This is a genomic window from Loktanella sp. M215, assembly GCF_021735925.1.
Taxonomy (GTDB): Bacteria; Pseudomonadota; Alphaproteobacteria; order Rhodobacterales; family Rhodobacteraceae; genus Loktanella.
This window is the reverse complement of record NZ_WMEA01000004.1, coordinates 273463-291958: the sequence shown is the minus strand read 5'-3', so window position 1 is coordinate 291958 and position 18496 is coordinate 273463. Positions and strand designations below refer to the sequence as shown.

Annotated in this window: 19 protein-coding genes and 3 pseudogenes; 15 read left to right on the top strand and 7 right to left on the bottom strand. The window is 62.0% G+C overall.

The window, feature by feature from the left end; genetic code table 11:
- Nucleotides 1-25 precede the first annotated feature (25 nt).
- The 7 genes from GLR48_RS21505 to GLR48_RS21475 are packed head-to-tail and all read left to right on the top strand — an operon-like array spanning nt 26 to nt 5930.
- A complete protein-coding gene (locus GLR48_RS21505) occupies nt 26-1198 on the top strand; it encodes an ABC transporter substrate-binding protein (RefSeq protein ID WP_237065393.1) in 1173 nt (390 codons plus the stop codon).
- Nucleotides 1198-1956 carry an ABC transporter ATP-binding protein gene (locus GLR48_RS21500; RefSeq protein WP_237065391.1) on the top strand — a complete coding sequence of 253 codons (759 nt, stop codon included), beginning with the start codon at nt 1198-1200 and terminating at the stop codon, nt 1954-1956. The genes GLR48_RS21505 and GLR48_RS21500 overlap by 1 nt, the downstream gene beginning before the upstream one ends.
- 4 nt (nt 1957-1960) lie before the next feature.
- A complete protein-coding gene (locus tag GLR48_RS21495; RefSeq protein ID WP_237065388.1) occupies nt 1961-3130 on the top strand; it encodes an acyl-CoA dehydrogenase family protein in 1170 nt (389 codons plus the stop codon).
- Nucleotides 3127-4041 (top strand): acyl-CoA dehydrogenase family protein, encoded by a 915-nt coding sequence (locus GLR48_RS21490; protein ID WP_237065386.1) that lies wholly within the window; start codon nt 3127-3129, stop codon nt 4039-4041. Before GLR48_RS21495 ends, GLR48_RS21490 begins: the two co-directional genes overlap by 4 nt.
- Entirely contained in the window at nt 4038-4814 is a 777-nt protein-coding gene (locus GLR48_RS21485; protein ID WP_237065383.1) for an enoyl-CoA hydratase/isomerase family protein, read from the top strand. Before GLR48_RS21490 ends, GLR48_RS21485 begins: the two co-directional genes overlap by 4 nt.
- Nucleotide 4815: 1 nt before the next feature.
- Nucleotides 4816-5778, top strand: a complete 963-nt coding sequence (locus tag GLR48_RS21480; protein WP_237065381.1) for a D-2-hydroxyacid dehydrogenase family protein — start codon at nt 4816-4818, stop codon at nt 5776-5778.
- On the top strand, nt 5775-5930 hold the full coding sequence (locus tag GLR48_RS21475; protein ID WP_237065380.1) for a hypothetical protein: 156 nt from the start codon (nt 5775-5777) through the stop codon (nt 5928-5930). The genes GLR48_RS21480 and GLR48_RS21475 overlap by 4 nt, the downstream gene beginning before the upstream one ends.
- A gap of 13 nt (nt 5931-5943) precedes the next feature.
- Here GLR48_RS21475 and GLR48_RS21470 read toward each other — a convergent pair whose 3' ends face one another.
- The gene (locus tag GLR48_RS21470; protein ID WP_237065378.1) at nt 5944-6555 is read right to left on the bottom strand and encodes a flavin reductase family protein; all 612 of its coding nucleotides are present in this window, start codon (nt 6553-6555) and stop codon (nt 5944-5946) included.
- Between the two features lie 379 nt (nt 6556-6934).
- Between GLR48_RS21470 and dctP the strand changes: the two genes are divergently transcribed.
- From dctP to GLR48_RS21440, 6 genes and pseudogenes are all read left to right on the top strand, one after another.
- Entirely contained in the window at nt 6935-7906 is a 972-nt protein-coding gene (gene dctP / locus GLR48_RS21465) for a TRAP transporter substrate-binding protein DctP (RefSeq protein WP_237065375.1), read from the top strand.
- A gap of 9 nt (nt 7907-7915) precedes the next feature.
- A complete protein-coding gene (locus GLR48_RS21460; protein ID WP_237065364.1) occupies nt 7916-8428 on the top strand; it encodes a TRAP transporter small permease in 513 nt (170 codons plus the stop codon).
- Nucleotides 8428-9735 (top strand): TRAP transporter large permease, encoded by a 1308-nt coding sequence (locus GLR48_RS21455; RefSeq protein ID WP_237065362.1) that lies wholly within the window; start codon nt 8428-8430, stop codon nt 9733-9735. The genes GLR48_RS21460 and GLR48_RS21455 overlap by 1 nt, the downstream gene beginning before the upstream one ends.
- Before the next feature lie 363 nt (nt 9736-10098).
- The gene (locus GLR48_RS21450; protein ID WP_237065360.1) at nt 10099-10431 is read left to right on the top strand and encodes an ArsR/SmtB family transcription factor; all 333 of its coding nucleotides are present in this window, start codon (nt 10099-10101) and stop codon (nt 10429-10431) included.
- 9 nt (nt 10432-10440) lie between these two features.
- Entirely contained in the window at nt 10441-10950 is a 510-nt protein-coding gene (locus GLR48_RS21445; RefSeq protein WP_237065349.1) for an arsenate reductase ArsC, read from the top strand.
- Between the two features lie 24 nt (nt 10951-10974).
- Nucleotides 10975-11361: pseudogene (locus GLR48_RS21440) on the top strand (arsenic resistance protein); the annotation flags it as partial.
- Nucleotides 11362-11955: 594 nt separating this feature from the next.
- Here GLR48_RS21440 and GLR48_RS21435 read toward each other — a convergent pair.
- A complete protein-coding gene (locus GLR48_RS21435; RefSeq protein ID WP_237065347.1) occupies nt 11956-12228 on the bottom strand; it encodes a hypothetical protein in 273 nt (90 codons plus the stop codon).
- Between the two features lie 686 nt (nt 12229-12914).
- On the opposite strand from GLR48_RS21435, the pseudogene GLR48_RS21430 reads away from it, so the two are divergent.
- Nucleotides 12915-13219 (top strand): annotated as a pseudogene (locus tag GLR48_RS21430) (transposase); the annotation flags it as partial.
- Between the two features lie 359 nt (nt 13220-13578).
- Here the strand turns inward: GLR48_RS21430 and GLR48_RS21425 are convergent.
- The 5 genes from GLR48_RS21425 to GLR48_RS21405 form a co-directional block, all read right to left on the bottom strand.
- Nucleotides 13579-14865 (bottom strand): TRAP transporter large permease, encoded by a 1287-nt coding sequence (locus GLR48_RS21425; protein ID WP_237065345.1) that lies wholly within the window; start codon nt 14863-14865, stop codon nt 13579-13581.
- The gene (locus GLR48_RS21420; protein ID WP_237065343.1) at nt 14862-15359 is read right to left on the bottom strand and encodes a TRAP transporter small permease; all 498 of its coding nucleotides are present in this window, start codon (nt 15357-15359) and stop codon (nt 14862-14864) included. Before GLR48_RS21420 ends, GLR48_RS21425 begins: the two co-directional genes overlap by 4 nt.
- Nucleotides 15360-15434: 75 nt before the next feature.
- Entirely contained in the window at nt 15435-16400 is a 966-nt protein-coding gene (locus GLR48_RS21415; protein ID WP_237065339.1) for a C4-dicarboxylate TRAP transporter substrate-binding protein, read from the bottom strand.
- Complete coding sequence (locus tag GLR48_RS21410) at nt 16397-17557, bottom strand: AGE family epimerase/isomerase (protein WP_237065337.1); 1161 nt, start codon at nt 17555-17557, stop codon at nt 16397-16399. Before GLR48_RS21410 ends, GLR48_RS21415 begins: the two co-directional genes overlap by 4 nt.
- Entirely contained in the window at nt 17554-18258 is a 705-nt protein-coding gene (locus tag GLR48_RS21405; RefSeq protein ID WP_237065335.1) for a GntR family transcriptional regulator, read from the bottom strand. Before GLR48_RS21405 ends, GLR48_RS21410 begins: the two co-directional genes overlap by 4 nt.
- Before the next feature lie 82 nt (nt 18259-18340).
- On the opposite strand from GLR48_RS21405, the pseudogene GLR48_RS21400 reads away from it, so the two are divergent.
- Nucleotides 18341-18488 (top strand): annotated as a pseudogene (locus GLR48_RS21400) (mannonate dehydratase); the annotation flags it as partial.
- Nucleotides 18489-18496 lie beyond the last annotated feature (8 nt).

Below are 18496 nucleotides of genomic sequence, written 5' to 3'. Positions count from 1 at the left end.
GCATCACTAAAGGGGAGGAACGAAAATGAGCATCCGGACAAGATTACTCGCGGCACTGGCGCTGAGCGCGGCGCTGTCCGCACCCGTGGCGGCACAGGACGCGGAGCCGATCAAATTCAGCATCGCCCTGCCGCTGTCGGGCGTCCTGGCCTTTTCGGGTCAGGTACAGCAGGCCGGCTGGCAATCCGCGATCGCCTACATCAACGACGAAGGCGGCATCGCCGGACACCCGATCGAAGCCGAATACTACGACGATGAATACAAGGTCGACCTTGGCGTCGCCGGGTTCAAGCGCGCGGCCTCGGGCGGCGATCTGGTGTTTGCCGGTGGCGACGGCACCCCCTTCGTGCGTGCCATCACACCCGAGAACAACGACAGCTACCGGATTCTGATGTCGGCGACGGGCTTCGCCTCGGATCTGGTGGACACAGAGAGCTACAAATATCACTTCCTGCCGGGTCTCACCTACTCCGACATGTTCAGCGAACTCTTCGCCTATATGAAGACCGAGAAGGAGAAGCCGACCGTCGCCATCGTCTATTCCGCGACGGAGTTCGGACGCGATCCGCTTGAGAATGCACGCGCCGCGGCCAAGGAGATGGGGGTCGAGATCGTGCTGGAGGAGGAGACCAAGTGGTCGGGCGTCGACGTGACCGCCTCTGCAATCAAACTGCGCAACGCGGCCGCCGACTATGTCATCTTCCACGGCTATGCCGGCAACGTCTGGCCCGAGATCCTGAAGACCGCCCGCGATTACCGGGTCGAAAGCACCTTCTTGGGCACGGCCTACAACTCGGACCCCGAGATGGTGCGCGGCGTGGGAGATGCGGCCGACGGGTATGTCGGCGTCGTGCCCTATCAACTGGCAATGGAGGATGCGACCGGCGAATATGCGATGGCGATCCGCGACAGTCTCAAGAAATGGGACGTCAAGGAATACACGGGCTACGCCAACATGGGGTACGTGCAGACCTGGCTGACGGCTCTTCTCCTGCGCGAGGTGATCGGGGAGGCCCTTGAAGCCGGCGAAGAGCTGAGCGGCGAGAACCTGATCGGGCGCATCAATGCGCTGGAGAACTGGGACAGTAAGGGGATCGCCGGGGACATCACCTTCGTCGGTCAGCGGATCCCGCACGGGATCGTCTATCGCTACAACGTGGCGGGCAATGACTTCTCCCTGACCGAGCGGCACAACTGATGACCCGCCTGGTAGTGGAGAACATTTCCGTCGTCTACGGCCAGGCGATCGAGGCCGTCAGTGACCTGTCCCTGATCGCAGAAAGCGGTGCGATGACGGCCCTGCTGGGGGCGAACGGCGCGGGTAAGTCGACGATGCTGAAGGCGATTTCCGGCATTCTGGAGTTCGAGCACGGGCGCGTCAGCCAAGGTTCAATCACCTTCGACGGCATCTCCGTCACCGCGATGAGGGCGCACAAGCGCGCCCGTTCCGGTCTGCTTCACGTGCGCGAGGGGCGCCACATCCTGTCGTCCATGACCGTGGAAGAGAATCTGGACGTGGCGGGATTTGCCGCCCCGCCCCGGTCCCGCGCCGATGCCGCAGGGGCGGTCTCGAAGATCTACGACTATTTCCCTGTCCTCGGACAACGCCGCCGTAGCACGGCGGGCTATCTTTCCGGGGGGGAGCAACAGATGCTTGCCATCGGCCGCGCCCTTGCCGCCGATCCGCGCATGGTCCTGATCGACGAGGCATCCCTTGGCCTCGCCCCGATGATTGCCGAGCAGATCTTCGAGATCCTTGCCAAGATCAATGCCGAAACCGGCCTGACCATCCTGATCGTGGAACAGAACGTGGGGCTGGCGCTGCGCCATGCGACGCAGGTCTACATCCTTGAAAACGGCCGCGTCGTACGGGAAGGTCCGCCGTCGCAGATCGGCAGCCGGGAAGAGATTTCCGCCCGCTATCTGGGCGGCGTCAGTCAGCCCGCCGACGCGTGACGCCATGAAGATCTTCCTGACCCCCGATCAGACCGCCCTGCGCGACCGCCTGCGCCGCTGGTTGCCGGGCGCCCTGTCGGACCATGCGGCAGAAGCCACTGCACTGCCATCCAACCCGGTTGACAAGGAACGCGCCGAGTTTGTCGCCGAAATCGCCTGGGAGCAACGCCTGCACGCCGCCGGGTTCGGCAGCCTCCACTGGCCTCGGGAATACGGCGGCCAGGGCCTGGGGATCACCGAGCATTACCTTGCCATGGGCGAACTCGGCGCCGCCATGGCGCCCGAAGGGGCCAACAACATCGGGCGCGAACTGGTCGGCCCGATTCTACTGGCGCGGGGCTCGCCGGACCAGAAGGCCCGCTTCGTGCCCCGGATCGCGGCGTGTACGGACATCTGGTGCCAGGGCTTTTCCGAAACCGAGGCCGGATCGGACCTGGCAAATGTGCGCACGCGGGCCAAGGTGGATGGCGACGGATGGCGGATCTCGGGACAGAAGGTCTGGACGACCAACGCTCAGTATGCCGACTGGTGCATCCTTCTGGCTCGCACCAACCCCGATGCGGCCCGGCACAAGGGCCTGACGCTGTTCCTTGTTCCCATGAAGTCCGAGGGCCTGCAGGTGCGTCCGATCCGTCAGATCACCGGCAAGCAGACCTTCAACGAGGTCTTTCTGGACGACGTGGCGGTGTCCGACAGCCAGCGACTTGGCCCGGTCGACGAAGGGTGGGCCGTCGCCATGGGCGTTCTCGCGTTCGAGCGCGGGACGACACGGCTTTACCGCCAGGCCCGCTTTGCCGCCGAACTCGACCGCATGATTGCACTGCTTGGCCAGGATGCCGATCCGGCCCTGATCGGCCGGATGCATGCCCGGCTGGAAGTGTTGCGGGCCCATAACCTGCGGATCGTCAGCAGGGTCGCGGCGGGCCATGCCATCGGGGCCGAGGCGAGCCTGCAGAAGGTCCTCTGGTCGGAACTGCACATCGACATGATGCGGATGGCGCAGGACATGGCGGGTCCGTCGTTCCTCGCCTCTCCGGACTGGACGGCCTTCCGGCAGGTCTATCTCAAGTCCCAGGCCGAGACGATCTATGCCGGATCGACCGAGGTGCAGCTTACCATCATCGCGGACCGGATCTTGGAATTGCCGCGTGAGCCAAGGGCAGGTGCAGCATGACCATGGGGTTCTTCCCGGACGAGGACGAGGTGATGCTCGCCGAAGCCGCCCTCCGCGCCTTCGCCTCGGCTGCCCCGGCGGAGGAGAGCGTCGACACGCTCGATTGCCTGCGGCCCATCAGTGCCGGCATCGACCTCGTCGCGGCCTGCGTTCTGGTCCGCGAGGCAGGGCGGCAGTCGCTTGGCTATCCGCTGGCCGAAGCTTTTGTGCTTGCGACCTTGCAGGAAGACGGGGGATCCGCCGCCGATCTTCGCGCCAGCTTCGGCAGCCTCAAGGCCGACGGGGCGGTGACAGGGCCGGTTCCGGTTGGCGTCCGCCAGATGATCGTCCCCGCGGCAGGCCTAACCCATCTCTACCCCGTCGATCGCGTCGGGAAAGCGAGCGATCCCTTGCAGGCCTCAGGCTGGATATGCTCGGCAAACATGGAGGCCCGGACTATCGCGACGGATCTGCGGTCCATTGCATGGACGCTTGTTGCGGCCCGGATGCTGGGAGCCGCCGAAGCCCTTCTGAAGCGTGCCGTCGACCATCTGAGCCATCGCAAGCAGTTCGGGCGGCCACTGGGCAGTTTCCAGACCCTCCGTCACCGGGCGGCCGAAGACTGGATCCGTGTCGAGGACATGCGCGCCGCCGTGGATCTGGCAGCGACCGCCTTCGACGCCTCGGACAAGGACGCATCGCTGTCCCTCGCCCGGATCGCCAAGGCCACTGCTTCGGCAGCGGCTCCGCTGGTTGCGGAAAACGTCATCCATGCCCATGGTGCCATGGGCTTTACCTGGGATGCGGAATTGCACCCCTACCTTGTCGCGATCCGCCGCGATGCCGCGTCTCTCGGCACGGCGTCCAGCCTGTTCAGGGACATCGGTGCGGAGCGAATTCAACAGACCATCCAGCAGGACATTACGCCATGAGTGACTATACGTTTCATGAGGTTGCGATTGCCGACAGGATCGCGACCGTCACGATGAACCGCCCCCCGGTCAACGCCCAGACCCGCGAAACGCGGGAAGAAATGATCGCGATCTTCGATGCTCTCTCGGACGATCCGGATGTCAGCGTGGTGATCCTGTGTTCGGCCACCAAGGCATTTTCGGCCGGGGCCGATATCAAGGAACGCACCGGCATCGCCGCGACGAAAGGGGATTATGTCCGCCACAACAGGCTGGCGCGAGAGTTCTTCTACGCCGTTGCGGATTGCGAGAAGCCGGTGATCGCTGCCATCAACGGCCCGGCCATCGGTGCCGGTTTCGCCCTGATGCTGGCCTGTGACATCATGTTGGCGTCCGAGGATGCCTGGTTTCAGATGCCCGAGGTCAATGTCGGCCTTGCCGGGGGTGCGGCCTTCATCATGGAGCATTTTTCCAAATCCCGGTGCAGGACGATGTACTTCACCGCGCGCCGCTATCCCGCTTCAGAACTGTATCGCCTCGGCGTCATCGAGACGGTGACTCCGAACGACGCCTTGATGGAGACCGCGATGAGCTATGCGCGCGAGATTGCTGCGAAAAGCCCGATGGCCTTGCAGGCGGCCAAGCGGGCGTTCGGAACGGTGGCCGAGATGCCGGTGCGCGACGCCTACCGCTTCGAACAATCGCTGACCGTGGGCCTGTCGCGCACCGAGGACGCGAAGGAGGCCCAGCGGGCCTTTGTCGAAAAGCGTCCTCCGGTCTTCAAGAGGCGCTGAGATGACGAAGGTTGTGATCCTCGACGACTATCAGCACGTCGCACGCGACATGGTCGACTGGTCCTCGGTCGAGGCGCGTTGCCAGATCGAGGTGCTGCACGAGCACATCGCCGACCGCGCGGCCCTCGCAGCAAGGCTCGCGGGTGCAGAGGTGGTCGTGGCCATGCGCGAGCGGACGGTGTTCGATGCCTGTATGCTGGACCGCCTCCCCGATCTGCGACTGCTGATCACCACGGGCATGGTGAACAAGTCCATCGACATCGCTGCCGCGCATGCGCGTGGCGTGACCGTCTGCGGTACGCCCGGCGGCGGCCCGTCCGCTGCGGAACTGGCCTTCGGCCTGATCCTGGCCCTTGCTCGGCGCATCCCGCAGGAGGCGGACGGCCTGCGTAACGGCGATCCGCAATGGCAGACCGGCCTTGGTGTCGACCTTGCCGGCAAGGTGCTGGGCATCGTCGGGTTCGGACGGCTGGGGATGATGATGGTCCGCTACGGCACCGCCTTCGGCATGGACTGTGTCGCTTGGTCGCGGAGCCTCACGAAGGAAGATGCCACCTCTCAGGGCATACGCCGGGCGGACAGCCTGGAGGACCTGCTGTCGCAATCCGACTTCGTCACGCTTCACCTGCCTCTGACGCCCGCGACCACGGGGGTCATCGGGCGTGCGCAACTGGATCTGATGAAGCCCTCGGCGTTTCTTGTGAACACTTCCCGCGGGCCTCTGGTCGAAGAGGCGGCGCTGCTGGACGCGCTTGAGACGGGTGCGATACGCGGTGCCGGGCTGGACGTTTATGACATCGAACCGCTGTCGACCGGACACCCTTACCGATCCGCGCCGGGTCTGATCGCCGTGCCCCACATTGGCTACGTCACCGAAGACACCTATCGCAACTACTTCACCGGCGCGGTCGATGCCATCATTGGCTGGCTCGACGGCGCACCGGTGCGGGTCCTTGCGCCATGACGACGACAGGATCGATCCACCTGACCAGACGACAGGGGACCGCCGGATCGATCATGATCCTGACCATCGATTTTCCCCCGATCAATGCGGGGGGCCGGGCGATGCGGACCGCGCTGCTGGACGACGTCTTGGACCGCGCGGCGGAGGACTGACGCCATGCGCGTCTCAGTGTGAGCCGGTAAAATCGGGCTTGGGCATGCTGAACAGGTTTGTCGTCACCTGATAGTCCCAGTAGCCGCAGCGCGCGAGCGTTCCGACCTTCACCATGTCGAACATGCCATCCGAAAGGGCGGCATCGTCGATATGAATGCCCACCACCTCGCCGATGGCCATCAGCCGTTCCCCGGGGTCGCCGCTGAGATCGGGCAGCGCAACCATCTGGGTCATGCGACACTCTAGGGCTGCGGGGCTTTCGGCCACACGGGGCGGAGCGACGAGCGTAGATGGAAAGGCGGTAAGGCCGGCAGGCTCGAATTCATTGATGTCGGTGGCATGGTCGCGCGAGGTTTCATTCATTTTTTCGGCCAGCGCGAGCGTCGCAAGGTTGATGACGAACTCGCCCGTGTCGCGGATGTTGGTGATGCTGTCCTTGATCCCCTCGGAGCTGAGCATCACCATCGGCGGCTTGCCCGCAATCGCGTTGAAGAAGCTGTAGGGCGCCAGATTGATGCTGCCGTCTTTCGACCGCGTCGAAACCCAGCCAATGGGGCGCGGGGCAACGATGGCGCGGAAGGGATCGTGGGGCAGGCCATGGCCCTCTGACGGCTTGAAAAACATCGGCAGTCACTTTCGCGGCTTTGACGGACTGTGCCCACCAGACCGGACAGCGGCAGAAAGGTGAAGACATGTCAGGCGGATGGTAACCACTTTTCCGTAATGCGGAATGATGAGGGGTTAAGCCTTCGTTCTGCGATAGGGTCTTTGACGGGTAGTTAGTGGACGGGACGTATTGGGTGCTGAAAACATTACAGATTTGGCGACCCGAATTTGAAAACATGACGAATCGACAATTCCCGCCTCGTCCATCAAACCGGGCCCGCTCGCCTTTGCCAGACCAACCGACAACGTTGACGCAAGGTGCGCATACCGCGATGCTCAGACCACAAGAATGAGGTGTGGCAGCAACGTCACCCCGCTTTTCCAGGGAGGAATAAGCATGTTCAAACAAGCCGCTACAGCCGTAGCGCTTTCGTTCTGCGTGGCCGCACCCGCAGTCGCGGACGAGCTTCGCATGATCGTCAGCTGGCCCGAAACCAACACCATGGCCTGGATGCCCGGGGCCCAGTTCAAATCGAACCTCGAGGCCGAAAACGTCGATCTAACAGTCGCGATCAGCGGGCCCGAAAGCGTTCCCCCGTTCGAGCAGATCACGCCGACCAGCACCGGCGTCTTCGACGTCATCTATACCTATCCCGCCTATCACTCGAAGGCACTGACCGTCGTGACCAACGCGATGGAGCCCGATATGGAGAAGATCCGCAGCTCGGGCGTGTTCGACATGATCGACAGCTATTTCCAGCAAGAGCACAACCTGAAGCTTCTCGCCAATGTGGCGGTCGGATCGTCCGGGTATCACTGCTATCTGAAGCAGCCTCTTTCCGACGACGGCACATGGAGCGGGCGCAAGTTGCGTGGGGTGTCGACGTATGTGCCGGTGATCGAAGCCCTGGGTGGCGTTGCCGTGAACACGCCGATGTCCGAAGTCTATGCCGGGATCGAACGCGGTGTCGTGGACGGCGCCTGCGCCCCGCAAAGCGTCTATCGCGCCACCAAGCACTACGAGGTCGCCCCCTATCGGACCGAGCCGACTTTCGGACAGCTGGTGTCCTACATCGCGATGAACCTGGACACCTGGAACGGGCTCAGCGATGCCCAGAAGGCCGCGGTCGAGTCTGCCGCGATCAAGACCGAAGCAGACACCATCCGCATCGGCAACGAAGCCAACGCCGAAGACATGGACGCCGTTGCCGCCGCCGGATCGAAAGTGGCCGAGCTGCCCGACGTGCAGTACCAGAAGGTCCTGTCCGCCTACTACGACGGCGTCTGGGCCCTTGCAGCCGAATGTTGCGGTGCCGAGCTGACCGACGAGATCCGCCAGACCGCGCGTGACGCCGGACTGACGGAGTAGCGTCGGGCCATGTCTGCCCTCGCACGACACCTCGGGCAGGCCCATGACATGGTGACCCGTGCCGGGTTCGGCCTTGCCCAGCTCTGTCTGGTGGTGATCGTCGGGGCGTATTGCTTTGAAACGGTGTCGCGGTATTTCTTCGCGGCGCCGACATCCTGGTCGAACGAGGTCGTCGCCTATGCCCTGTGCATCGGCACCTTCCTTGCCCTGCCCGAGGTCACCCGGACGGGCGGCCACGTGGCAATCACCATCCTGACCGACATTCTTCCCCGCGGCGCGCGGGCAGGAATGGAACGGGCGATGGCCTTCCTTGCCGCCGCCACCTGCCTTCTGGTCGCCTGGATCTGCCTTGACACCTCGCTCAGCCAGATCGAGCGCGGCGAAATGCTTGTGCGGGTCAATCCGATGCCGAAGGCCTGGATTTCGCTCTGGCTCGTCTACGGCTTCGCCGGGTGCGGCCTTCACTTCCTGCGCCAGGCCATGGCCGGGCAAACCGATGTCAACGGAGCATCGCAGTACTGATGGAATGGTGGATATTCCTGTCCGGCAGCCTGATGCTGCTGCTGACCCTGTTCCTGACCGGAGCACCGCTGTTCGTCGGGTTCCTGCTGGTCAATATCGGGACAGTGCTGCTGGTCATCGGACCGCGGGGTTTCATCCTGGTAGGAAACTCGATCTTCGACAGTGCGAACATCGGGTCGCTCTCGGCCATCCCGCTTTTCATCCTGATGGGAGAAATCCTGACGCGATCGGGATCGGTTGAGAACCTGTTTCGCGCCATGGACGGCCTGATCGGGCGGATCAAGGGACGGCAGTATGTCCTGACGGTCCTCATCTCGGTGATCTTCGGGGCATTGTCAGGCGCCGCGATGGCCGTTGCGGCGATGCTGGGACGGTCGCTCTATCCCACCATGCGCGCGCGGGGATACGACCGGGATCTGTCCATCGGATCGATACTTGCAGGTGCCTCGCTGGCGCCGATCATTCCACCCAGCGTCCTTATTGTTGTGATCGCGACACTGGCCGACGTTTCAGTCGGCCGGCTTCTGATTGCGGGGGTCATGCCGGGGCTGGTGGCGGCGGGACTGATTCTGGCCTACATTGCGCTTCGGATCTGGCAGCGGCCCGACATCTCGCCCGACACATCTGAGGACGAAGGCGGGGGCTGGCGTGGCAAGGCGGCCTCGGTGGCGCTGCTGATGCCCTTCTCGATCATCATCTTCTGCGTGATGGGCCTGATCCTGTTGGGTATCGCCACCCCGTCCGAAGCGGCAGCGACCGGCGTTCTGGGCGCAATCGTCGTCGCGGTGATCTACCGGCAGTTCTCGTTCCGGATGCTGCGCGAAAGCATCGCCGGCGCCATGCAAATCACGGCAATGATCATGATCATCGTCATCGCGTCGAACCTCTTTGGCCAGTTGCTGGGTTTCACCGGCGCCACCCGTGGTCTGGTGGACTGGGGCAGCGCACTGTCGGACCAGCCCTACCTGCTGCTGGCGATGCTTCTGACCATCGTCTTCGCGCTCTGCATGTTCATCGACCAGATCGCGCTGATGCTGATTCTCGTGCCGATCTACAAGCCGCTGGTCGATGTAGCCGGGTTCGACCCGATCTGGTTCTGGCTTCTGGTTTTGCTGAATCTCGCGGTCGGCGGCATCACCCCACCCTTCGGCTATACCATGTTCGCCTTCAAGGCCGCCGCCCCCGAGGTGACCATTGGCCAAGTCTATCGCGCCGCTTGGCCCTTCGTCGGCGTCTTCGTGGTGCTGATGGTCCTGATCGTCCTGATGCCCGGCATCGCCACGTGGCTGCCATCGGTCACCAAGTGACCCCAAGGTACGCTTGAGCCGCATCTCTTCCTCGCGCAGGCGCCTTGCGGCGGCGGGTCCGTCGAGCGTCTCCACAACGTCGCCGAGATTGGCGAGGGCGATGGCGAGAGAGCGTCGGGCGTCGGGTGTCGGCTACTCTTCGGCCAGAGTGCGCAATTTTGTGGTCACGACAGACATGCGCACGCTACCGCCTTCTACCGTAGAGATGTGATTTTAGTCGCGCCCATGATCAAGGCAGAGACAATAACCACCGTTTTAGAACGCTCGGCAAGCTTCGCTTTACGGTACAAATCGGCTATTAAACGAGGGACCGCCAGAATAGGTCACTTGACCCGCACCAATAGTATCTATAATTCTTGATGTATGGATATCAATAACGCACTCGACGCTTTCGCCGCTCTCAGTCAAGCCACCCGGCTCGATGTGTTTCGTCTTCTCATCAAAGCTGGAGAGGCCGGCATGACGGCGGGCGACATCAGCGATACCCTCGGGGTGCGTCAGAACACGATGTCGACCAACTTGGGCATCCTCGCGCGTACAGGTCTGATCAGGAGTGAGCGCGAGGGACGCAGCATCCGCTACTTTGCAGACATGGACGGGATGCGCGGCCTGCTGGCTTTTCTGATGGAGGATTGCTGCGGCGGTCGTCCGGAGCTGTGCCAACCGGTCATTAATGAACTCGTCTGCGCCTGTTAGGAGACAGACATGACCAAGGATATCTACAACGTCCTGTTCCTTTGCACCGGAAACTCTGCTAGGTCGATCATCGCAGAAGCCATCATGAACCGCGAGGGTATGGGCAAATTCAAGGCTTATTCAGCCGGATCAAGGCCGGGATCTGCACCACACCCCTACACGCTCGATCTGCTTCGGGGCCTGCACCACGACACCGGCTTTGCACGATCCAAGAGTTGGGATGAATTTGCCAGCTCCGATGCGCCGCAGATGGATTTCGTGTTTACCGTCTGCGACAACGCGGCGGCCGAAGAATGTCCATTCTGGCCGGGTCAGCCGATGACCGCACATTGGGGTGTGCCTGATCCGGTGAAGGTCGAAGGTCCCGAAGCCGTCAAGCGGCTCGCCTTTGCGGAAACCTACCGGATGCTCCGCAGCCGCATTTCCATCTTCGTCAGCCTGCCGCTTGGCTCGCTTGATCGGATGGCTCTGCAACGCAACCTCGACGACATTGGCAAGTCTGCCGTCAAAGCCGACTGACCCCCTCTCTCCGGAAAGCCTGACATGACCGATACATCGCTTCCAGCTGAGGCGGGACTGGGAGCTTTTGAACGCTGGCTGTCCGTCTGGGTGGTGCTGGCGATTGGCGCAGGGCTATTGCTTGGCAATTTGTTCCCAAGCGCGTTTGCAGCCCTCGCCTCTTTGGAAATCGCGTCAGTCAACTTGCCCGTGGCGGTGCTGATCCGGGCCATGGTCGATCCCATGATGGTGGGTGTCGACTTCGGTGCGCTGCGCCAGGTGGGCGACAAACCCAAAGGTCTGGTCGTCACGCTGGTGGTGAACTGGCTGATCAAGCCGTTCACGATGGCAGCAGTCGGCGTGCTGCTTTTCAACTACGTCTTTGCGGGCCTGATCCTTACGCAAGCGGATCAGTTGTTCCCGCCCTCCGACCAACGCACGCAGCCTGTCTGACTCTTCGCTCCGGATGTGAATTGGGGTAAACTCAGCTGAACCATTCCGCGCTGTAACCAAATCGAAAGCTGGCCGCTTTCATGCACGATCCGCTTTGGGGCCAGCGACCGGGTCTTTAGCCAACCCGCGAACCCTTCAGGATCAGCGGGCGTTGTGCCTTGAGCCATAAGCGCTCCATCGTCATCAACAATACAGATCGAAACCTCTATGAGTGATACGTCGAGTCCGGCATAATATGTCATGGTCGTTCTCCTCACGGCATATATACATGAGGCCAGTATACCGGACCTCGTTCGCCACTGGAGAGCGACCGCCGCAATCACACCATGTGGTTTCTGTCCTGGACAGAAGTCCACGACAGAACCCCCTGCTATTCAGAGTTTGATCCGAACATCGACCTCGATCTAGTCCGGGCGGACCCCCATGTGCTCAGGGGAGCGGGCCTTAGATCTAGTGCGAGCGCGCGCGGCAACCATTGGTTTCAGCCGCGCCTCGTAGACAGCGCTGGAGCGGCTGCAAGCCGCTGGTGCATCGCGTGGAGTCGTGGATGGTCCTCAGTGCGCCCTTGAGCGGTTACAGGCCGCGCGGGAAAGCCGGGGTGAGGACCGGAGCGTTGAGATAGAGCGCAACGTCGAGAGCGCCGGCGAAGACCTGGCGGAGCAGGACCAAAAGCGGCAGTGCGTGCTGGAGCAAGAGCGGGTGCTGGAACGACAGAGGGCCATCGAGAGGGAAGGGCCGGATTATAGCACTTGATTGCTCAATGATCTGACCCACGCGCACCCGCCAGAAATAATCCGCCGGGTTGGTTTGCTTAAGAACACAAGCGCTGCCTGCGTCGATGGGCATTTATCCGCAGTTAGGTCCGATGGTGCTTGCGCTTTGCAGCCGTTCCGTCTGCCTTCAGGTCACGGTATAAATGACCGGTCGCCCCGCACCGCGATCGGGCTGGACTGTCAGGGTGTTTCCTTGAAGGACGTTGACGTTGCAGTTTTCGGGGTCCGGACCTGACGGCCCTTGCATGATCACCCGACAGAAGAACCCATCCCTGAATTCCCATGTCCCCAACGTCTCGACGCCGTTGTATCGGCCGACGAACGTGCCGTCTGGATTGACTACTATAAAATCGTCGCCAGTCGTCAGTTTTCGGCCAATCAAGGTCGAAAATTCCGCCTGTGTCGTGATTCGTCCATTGAATGCTAAAGCGTGCGGTTCCGGGGCAGTTCCAGCACATGCTGTAAGAAGTAATGCTGCACAAACTAAAATATGGCTTCATTCAAACCTCCAATGATGCGATATCTCATCATTGAGACACCGCTCACTTAAGTGTGATCCGCTTTAAACCTTCGGGCAAGTTTTTAAAAAATCTCGGTTTTGACTGCGCAAATCCGCTACAACCCATGGTAGGCTCTGCGTCCATTTTAGTTACCAGCTCTTGTGACACCTAAAACGGTCGTTTTTGGGAAGCGCCCTTGTATCGTCAAAAAGGCTCCATACTCGAATTTACACCAGCTTGACGGACGCTACCGAGCGCAGACTTGGCGGCTTGGCTGGGACTTGTGCCCGGTAGCACTCTTCTGGCGGCAAGGAGCGCCTTGGGCGGATATCGAAAGCCGGCCAAACCGACATCCGTCGCCTTCTGATCACCGGAGCAATGACCCGGATCATAGGGCGGGCGCGGCATACGGTTCCGGCGGAGGGCTGGATCGGGCGTATGCTGGCAAGGAAGCCGAAGATGCTGGTTGGGATCGCCTTGGCGAACAAGATGGCCCGGCAGATCTGGGCGATGCTGACGAAGATCGAGGATTACCGAGATCCGGCGATGGCGGTTACGGCATGACCATCATGCCGTAAGCTGCTACCCTTGGTGCCACGGGGGTGTGTGAAGACGATGACCTGAATGGGCAAAACGATCGAACAGATCTGGATTCGGAAAACCAGTTAAAGACTTTGAGCTGACCAGCTCGGGGATAAGATTTGGACCTGATCCGCAGATCACCATCCCGGCCCGCAGCTTCTGGAAATGCCGCATAACGAGGCCTGACAGAAGACCGATTTCGATCACACGTCAACAAGGTCAGAAACTTCTTGCATCACGGGCGGCAACCACAGAAGCTTTAGCATTTCATTTGTGGATCGACCGCTACATATGTCAAACGCCGATAAACCTAATGATTTCATTTTTAACCAGAACCAACCTCACATCAGGTGATTGGGCAGAAACATAACAATCTGCGGGAACAGGATCATCAGGGTCACCATCGCCAGAACCGCCCCCGCGAGGGGCACCATCTGAATCGTGTAGTCGCGGTAGGAACAGCGCAGAATCCCGCAGACCGTGAACATCGAGACGCCGACCGGCGGGGTCATGCCCCCGAAGGTCACAAGCGTCATCATCACCAGACCGAAATGCACCGGATCAATGCCTGCCGCCGTGACGACCGGAACCAGAATCGGCGTCAGCAGCATTACCAGCACTGTCGCTTCGACCAGCGTCCCAAGGAACAGCAGGAAGCCGGAGACGACGAACAGCAGGACCGTTGGGTTGGTGATCGCGGTCAGGGTGAATTCGGCGATCGACTGCGGGACCCTTTCGAAGGTGATGACAAAGCCGAAGGTGCCCGAGAACAGGATGATCAGCATGATCATTCCGATGTCGCGCAGGCTTTGCACAAGCGCGTCCAGCATCTTGGCCAGGGTCAGCTCGCGGTGAATGAAAAAGCCGACGACCAGAGCGTAGGCGACGGCAAAGGCCCCGGCCTCTGACGGAGTGAAAAACCCGAAGCGGATTCCGACCAGCAACCAGACCGGAAACAGGATCGCCCAGAACCCGTCCTTCACGTCGCGCCCGACCTCGGCCAGCGTCGGCAGCCGGTCATTTTCGGGCTGATAGCCGTCCCGGCGGGCCACATACCATGTCGCGATCATCAGCGTCGTCAGCAGAAGGAATCCCGGCATGATGCCCGCAATGAACAGTCGCCCGATCGAAACTTCACCAAGATAGCCGTAAAGGATCAACCCCAGACTGGGCGGCAGGGTTGCGGTGATCAGGCCGCCAATGGCGAGGATCGCCCCGGTAAAGCCGCGATTATAGCCTTTCTCGACCATCGGTTCGCCGAGAATGCGCGCCTGCATGGCCGCATCGGCGACCGCCGACCCCGAGACACCGCCCATCAGCGTCGACAGCACCAGCGTCGACTGCGCCAGCCCGCCGCGCATCCAGCCGGTCAGCGTGGTCGCAAGTCCAACCAATCGCGATGTGATACCAGCTGAGTTCATCAGGTTACCGAGCAGAATGAACAACGGGACCGCAAGCAGCGGAAACGACTGGCTGGCGGCGACGATCCTTTGCACCGCCGTCGAATCCGGCAGAAAGGTCGAGGGCAACAGAAAGTAGCTGGCGCCCGCGATGCCGATGGCAAAGGCCACCGGCATGCCCGCCGCGATCAGAATCAGTGCGGCGGCCAGAATAAGGCTGGAGATCATAGTAATTCCTCCGGTGCGTCACCATCCGATGTGATGGCGCCCAGAACGCCCTGCGTCAAAAGCCGACGCAGCAGGGATATGCCCAACAGTGCCGCACCGACCGCGACGGCCAGCGTCACCAGCCCGTAGGACAGACCCGAGGCCCCCAGTTCGCGTTGCCAGTTGCTCAACGACAGCAGCCAGCCGTGGATCGCGACGAAGGCCAGAAAGCCCAGCATCAGGGCCGCATGCACCGCCGCCAGCGCCGCCTGAAGTTGCGGCGGGGCAAGGTCGAAAAGGGCCGAGACTCGGATATGCCCGCCGGATTTCATTGCAAGGTCCGCACCAAACATGATGGTCCAGATCAGAAACAGCTGCGCAAACTGCGGGGCCGATGTCACCGGCATCCCCAAACTGCGTCCGATAGCGGCGACCAGCACTGCCACGACGGTCGCCGCCAACGCCAGCAGACCGATACCCAGTTCGACCCGGTCGTAGAACTTCCAGAAGATCATGTGCATCACGTGTTTTAGGTGGGGTGAGGACGCCCCCGTAACGCCTGTTACGGGGGCGGATCGCGAGAGCTGGTCTTACGGCAGGTAAGGTGCCAGCGCCGCGCGGGCCTCGGTCAGGCCGACCTCTTCATAGACGCCGGCGGTCGCCTCTTTGAACGGCGCCAGATCGACTTCGTTGAAGGCCACGCCGGCGGCTTCCATGTCGGACTGCACCTCGGCCAACTTGGCCACGGTCGCCTGCGTCGCGTCTTCGCCTGCGGCGGACAGTTCTTCAGAGACGACGATGCGCAGGTCTTCGGGCAGCGCACTCCACCACGCTTCCGAGGTCGCAAGTCCGGTGAACAGCTGGATGTGGTTGGTCAGCGCCACATGGGTCGTGACCTCGTGCAGCTTGATGCCGTAAGCGCCGGTCAGCTGCGCTTCGGCACCGTCGATGGCCCCCAGTTGCAGCGCCGAATAGACTTCGGACCAGGCCATCGGCGCCGGCGTGGCACCCATGGCCGCGACCGTCGCGATCCAGCTGGGCGCATCGATCGTGCGGACCCGAACGCCGTTCAGGTCGGCGGGTTTCTCGATCAGCTTCTGGGTGAACATCTGCCGGGTGCCCTGAAACCAGTTATAGTTCAGAAGCCGGACGCCAGAGCTTTCCGCGAGTTCGTCGACCCATTTGGCATAGACCGGTGACGAGGTGACGGCCGCATATTGGGTATAATCGTCAACCAGATAGGGCGCGGCGAGAATGCCCAGTTCTTTTTTGAAGGGCGCAAGGCGTCCGGCATCAACCAGCACGGCAATCGGTGCGCCGCCCCGGATTTGTTCCAGCACGTCATTGTCTTCGCCAAGTTGCGAGCTGGGGTAGATTGTGATCGTGACCTGACCGTCAGTGCGCGCCTCGATCCGCTCTTTCGCGCCCTGCATGGCGATCACCAGCGGGTCTTGCAGGACCTGCGACGTCGACAGGTTCAGGTTGTATTGCGCCGATGCCCCCCCGGCTGTTGCCAAGAACAGCCCTGTGATCGCCGCGAGTTTCTTGATATTCATGGTGTCGTCTCCTCCTCATGGTGTGTCGTGTCCGGCAGCGCCTCTAGCTGCCACAGGCCCGCGTCTGCGCCCTCGGTGACGAAAAGCGCGACGTGATAGATCAAGCGGCTGAGGGCGGCGGGCCAAAGGATGCGGCCCGCTCCGTCCAGCTGATTGCACCAGACCGGAACCGGCCCGCCCGCAAAATAATGCTTGAAAATGAGTGTCTCGATTGCACGGGTGCGGTCTGCCGCCCCGGTGGCCGCGTGGTATTTTCCCGCCTCGGTCAAGGGCCACAGCAGATGGGTTGCCTCGGTCTGGGCTCCGGTGGCGTCAAGCGCGTCGAAAGGCGTGCCCGCCATCGGACCGTCCCGGCGCAGGCCCCTTGCCGTGACAAAGGCGATCATGCGGTCGGCCATGACGCGGGCCGCAGCGTCACCGCCGAAATCCGCATAACGCTGCAGCAACCAGGCCCATTCGTATTGATGCCCCGGCTCGCGACGCGCGCCCTTTGGCGTGGCAAGCGGGGCCAGGTCCGGCCCGACGAATTCACGGATGGCCCCGGTGGCGGGGTCGATGAAATGACGCGCCGCACATTGCACCAGATGCGTGGCCCGATCCAGCCAAGCCGGATCGCCGGTCATCTCTAACGCCTGAAGCGTTGCTTCCAGCATGTGCATATGGGGATTTTGCGCGCGCAAGGCATCAGGAACGGCCCCGGTCGCGGCCATCGCATCGTCTTCCCACAGCGCCCCTGTCGCGGGTTCGGTCAATGTAGTTTGCGTGAAGTGCCACAGATCCGTGATGCGCGATTCCGGCACCGCACCCGGTTCGATCCGTTGCAATGTCGTCAGGGCGAGCAGGGCAAAGGACTGGTCGTAACTGCGGCGCAAGGCGTTCTGCGTCGACTGCCGGTAACCGCCATCCTTGTCGCGCAGGGCCCCATCCATAAAGCCGTAGACCGCCAGCGCCGCCTGCCGCAAGCGGTCGTCCCGGGTCGCAAGATACAGATGTGACAGCGCAAAGACCGTCCGGGCCTGCGTCAATGTCGTGGGCGCAAGTTTTTCAGCCTCCCCCGCGAGGTTCAGCGCCTCAATGACGCTGCCATCGGGCATCATCGCGCGGCCCAGCCAGCGCGGCAGAAAGTCGGTGACGAACCACGGCGCGCCGCGGGTCATCCTGTGCCTTTTTTAAAATACTGCGGCAGGGCTGCGGCCACCGCGGGCAAGTCCTCAAGGATAAGCCGGAGATGGCGGCGCATCCGCTGTTCGGCCTCATCCGGATTGCCCTGCCGGATCGCGTCGACAATCTCGCTGTGCTGATTGACCAGCGCGGTCCGTGGAAAGCTCCGAGCGCTCAGATACCTCACACGATCCATCTGGGTCTTGAGCGGCTGCAAATATTCCCAGCCATCCTTCTGCCCGGCAATCTCGGCCAGCTGTCGGTGAAACACCTCGTCGGCCGCCATGAATGGCTGCGGGTCGTCGCTGTTCGTTGTTTCTGCCTGCGCGGCAAGCATCGCCTCCAGTCCGACCACATCGGCGGGGGTGGCGTGGGCCGCGACCCGGCGCACGATATCGGCTTCGACGGCTTCACGGACGAACTGCGTAGAGATCACGGCCGAAATATCGATACGGCTGACATAGCTGCCGCGCTGCGGTCGCACTTCGATCAGGGCCGCATCGGCCAGTCGGATGAAGGCTTCTCTGACCGGTTGGCGACTGACGCCATAGACCGTGGCAATCTCTGCTTCGGACAGGCGCGTGCCGGGGGCCAGTTCACCGCGGACAATCCGGTTGCGCAGCAAACGTATCAGCTGCGGCCCGACGATCTTGGTGCTTTCCAGCCCATCGATAGTAGCGTCGCCCCGTTCGATCATGCCGCATCTCCTCCCCCGTCAAGCACTATTGAAAATTACCATACTAGTCAACAGTAACGCTTCGCGCTATCTTCCCCGGGCTTTGACGTGGCGATGGTTTGGGCCCGCAAGACCGTGTGTCTTTAGACGATATGCAGGCTGGTGTGCGCGGCATCGTGTCGGCCCTGCATCATGTGCCGCCTGGCGCCGTCTGGGCACCACAGGACATCCAGACCGGCAAGCGCAGTTTGCGCGGGGG

Excerpts from the sequence above, each read along its gene's own strand:
- GLR48_RS21405 (WP_237065335.1), bottom strand. The coding sequence starts at position 18,258 with ATGATCGAACGGGGCGACGCTACTATCGATGGGCTGGAAAGCACCAAG.
- GLR48_RS21485 (WP_237065383.1), top strand. The coding sequence starts at position 4,038 with ATGAGTGACTATACGTTTCATGAGGTTGCGATTGCCGACAGGATCGCG.
- GLR48_RS21445 (WP_237065349.1), top strand. The coding sequence starts at position 10,441 with ATGACCAAGGATATCTACAACGTCCTGTTCCTTTGCACCGGAAACTCT.
- GLR48_RS21415 (WP_237065339.1), bottom strand. The coding sequence starts at position 16,400 with ATGAATATCAAGAAACTCGCGGCGATCACAGGGCTGTTCTTGGCAACA.
- GLR48_RS21425 (WP_237065345.1), bottom strand. The coding sequence starts at position 14,865 with ATGATCTCCAGCCTTATTCTGGCCGCCGCACTGATTCTGATCGCGGCG.
- GLR48_RS21420 (WP_237065343.1), bottom strand. The coding sequence starts at position 15,359 with ATGATCTTCTGGAAGTTCTACGACCGGGTCGAACTGGGTATCGGTCTG.
- GLR48_RS21490 (WP_237065386.1), top strand. The coding sequence starts at position 3,127 with ATGACCATGGGGTTCTTCCCGGACGAGGACGAGGTGATGCTCGCCGAA.
- GLR48_RS21505 (WP_237065393.1), top strand. The coding sequence starts at position 26 with ATGAGCATCCGGACAAGATTACTCGCGGCACTGGCGCTGAGCGCGGCG.
- GLR48_RS21455 (WP_237065362.1), top strand. The coding sequence starts at position 8,428 with ATGGAATGGTGGATATTCCTGTCCGGCAGCCTGATGCTGCTGCTGACC.
- GLR48_RS21435 (WP_237065347.1), bottom strand. The coding sequence starts at position 12,228 with ATGCCCATCGACGCAGGCAGCGCTTGTGTTCTTAAGCAAACCAACCCG.
- GLR48_RS21480 (WP_237065381.1), top strand. The coding sequence starts at position 4,816 with ATGACGAAGGTTGTGATCCTCGACGACTATCAGCACGTCGCACGCGAC.
- GLR48_RS21495 (WP_237065388.1), top strand. The coding sequence starts at position 1,961 with ATGAAGATCTTCCTGACCCCCGATCAGACCGCCCTGCGCGACCGCCTG.
- GLR48_RS21500 (WP_237065391.1), top strand. The coding sequence starts at position 1,198 with ATGACCCGCCTGGTAGTGGAGAACATTTCCGTCGTCTACGGCCAGGCG.
- GLR48_RS21410 (WP_237065337.1), bottom strand. The coding sequence starts at position 17,557 with ATGACCCGCGGCGCGCCGTGGTTCGTCACCGACTTTCTGCCGCGCTGG.
- GLR48_RS21475 (WP_237065380.1), top strand. The coding sequence starts at position 5,775 with ATGACGACGACAGGATCGATCCACCTGACCAGACGACAGGGGACCGCC.
- GLR48_RS21450 (WP_237065360.1), top strand. The coding sequence starts at position 10,099 with ATGGATATCAATAACGCACTCGACGCTTTCGCCGCTCTCAGTCAAGCC.
- dctP (WP_237065375.1), top strand. The coding sequence starts at position 6,935 with ATGTTCAAACAAGCCGCTACAGCCGTAGCGCTTTCGTTCTGCGTGGCC.
- GLR48_RS21470 (WP_237065378.1), bottom strand. The coding sequence starts at position 6,555 with ATGTTTTTCAAGCCGTCAGAGGGCCATGGCCTGCCCCACGATCCCTTC.
- GLR48_RS21460 (WP_237065364.1), top strand. The coding sequence starts at position 7,916 with ATGTCTGCCCTCGCACGACACCTCGGGCAGGCCCATGACATGGTGACC.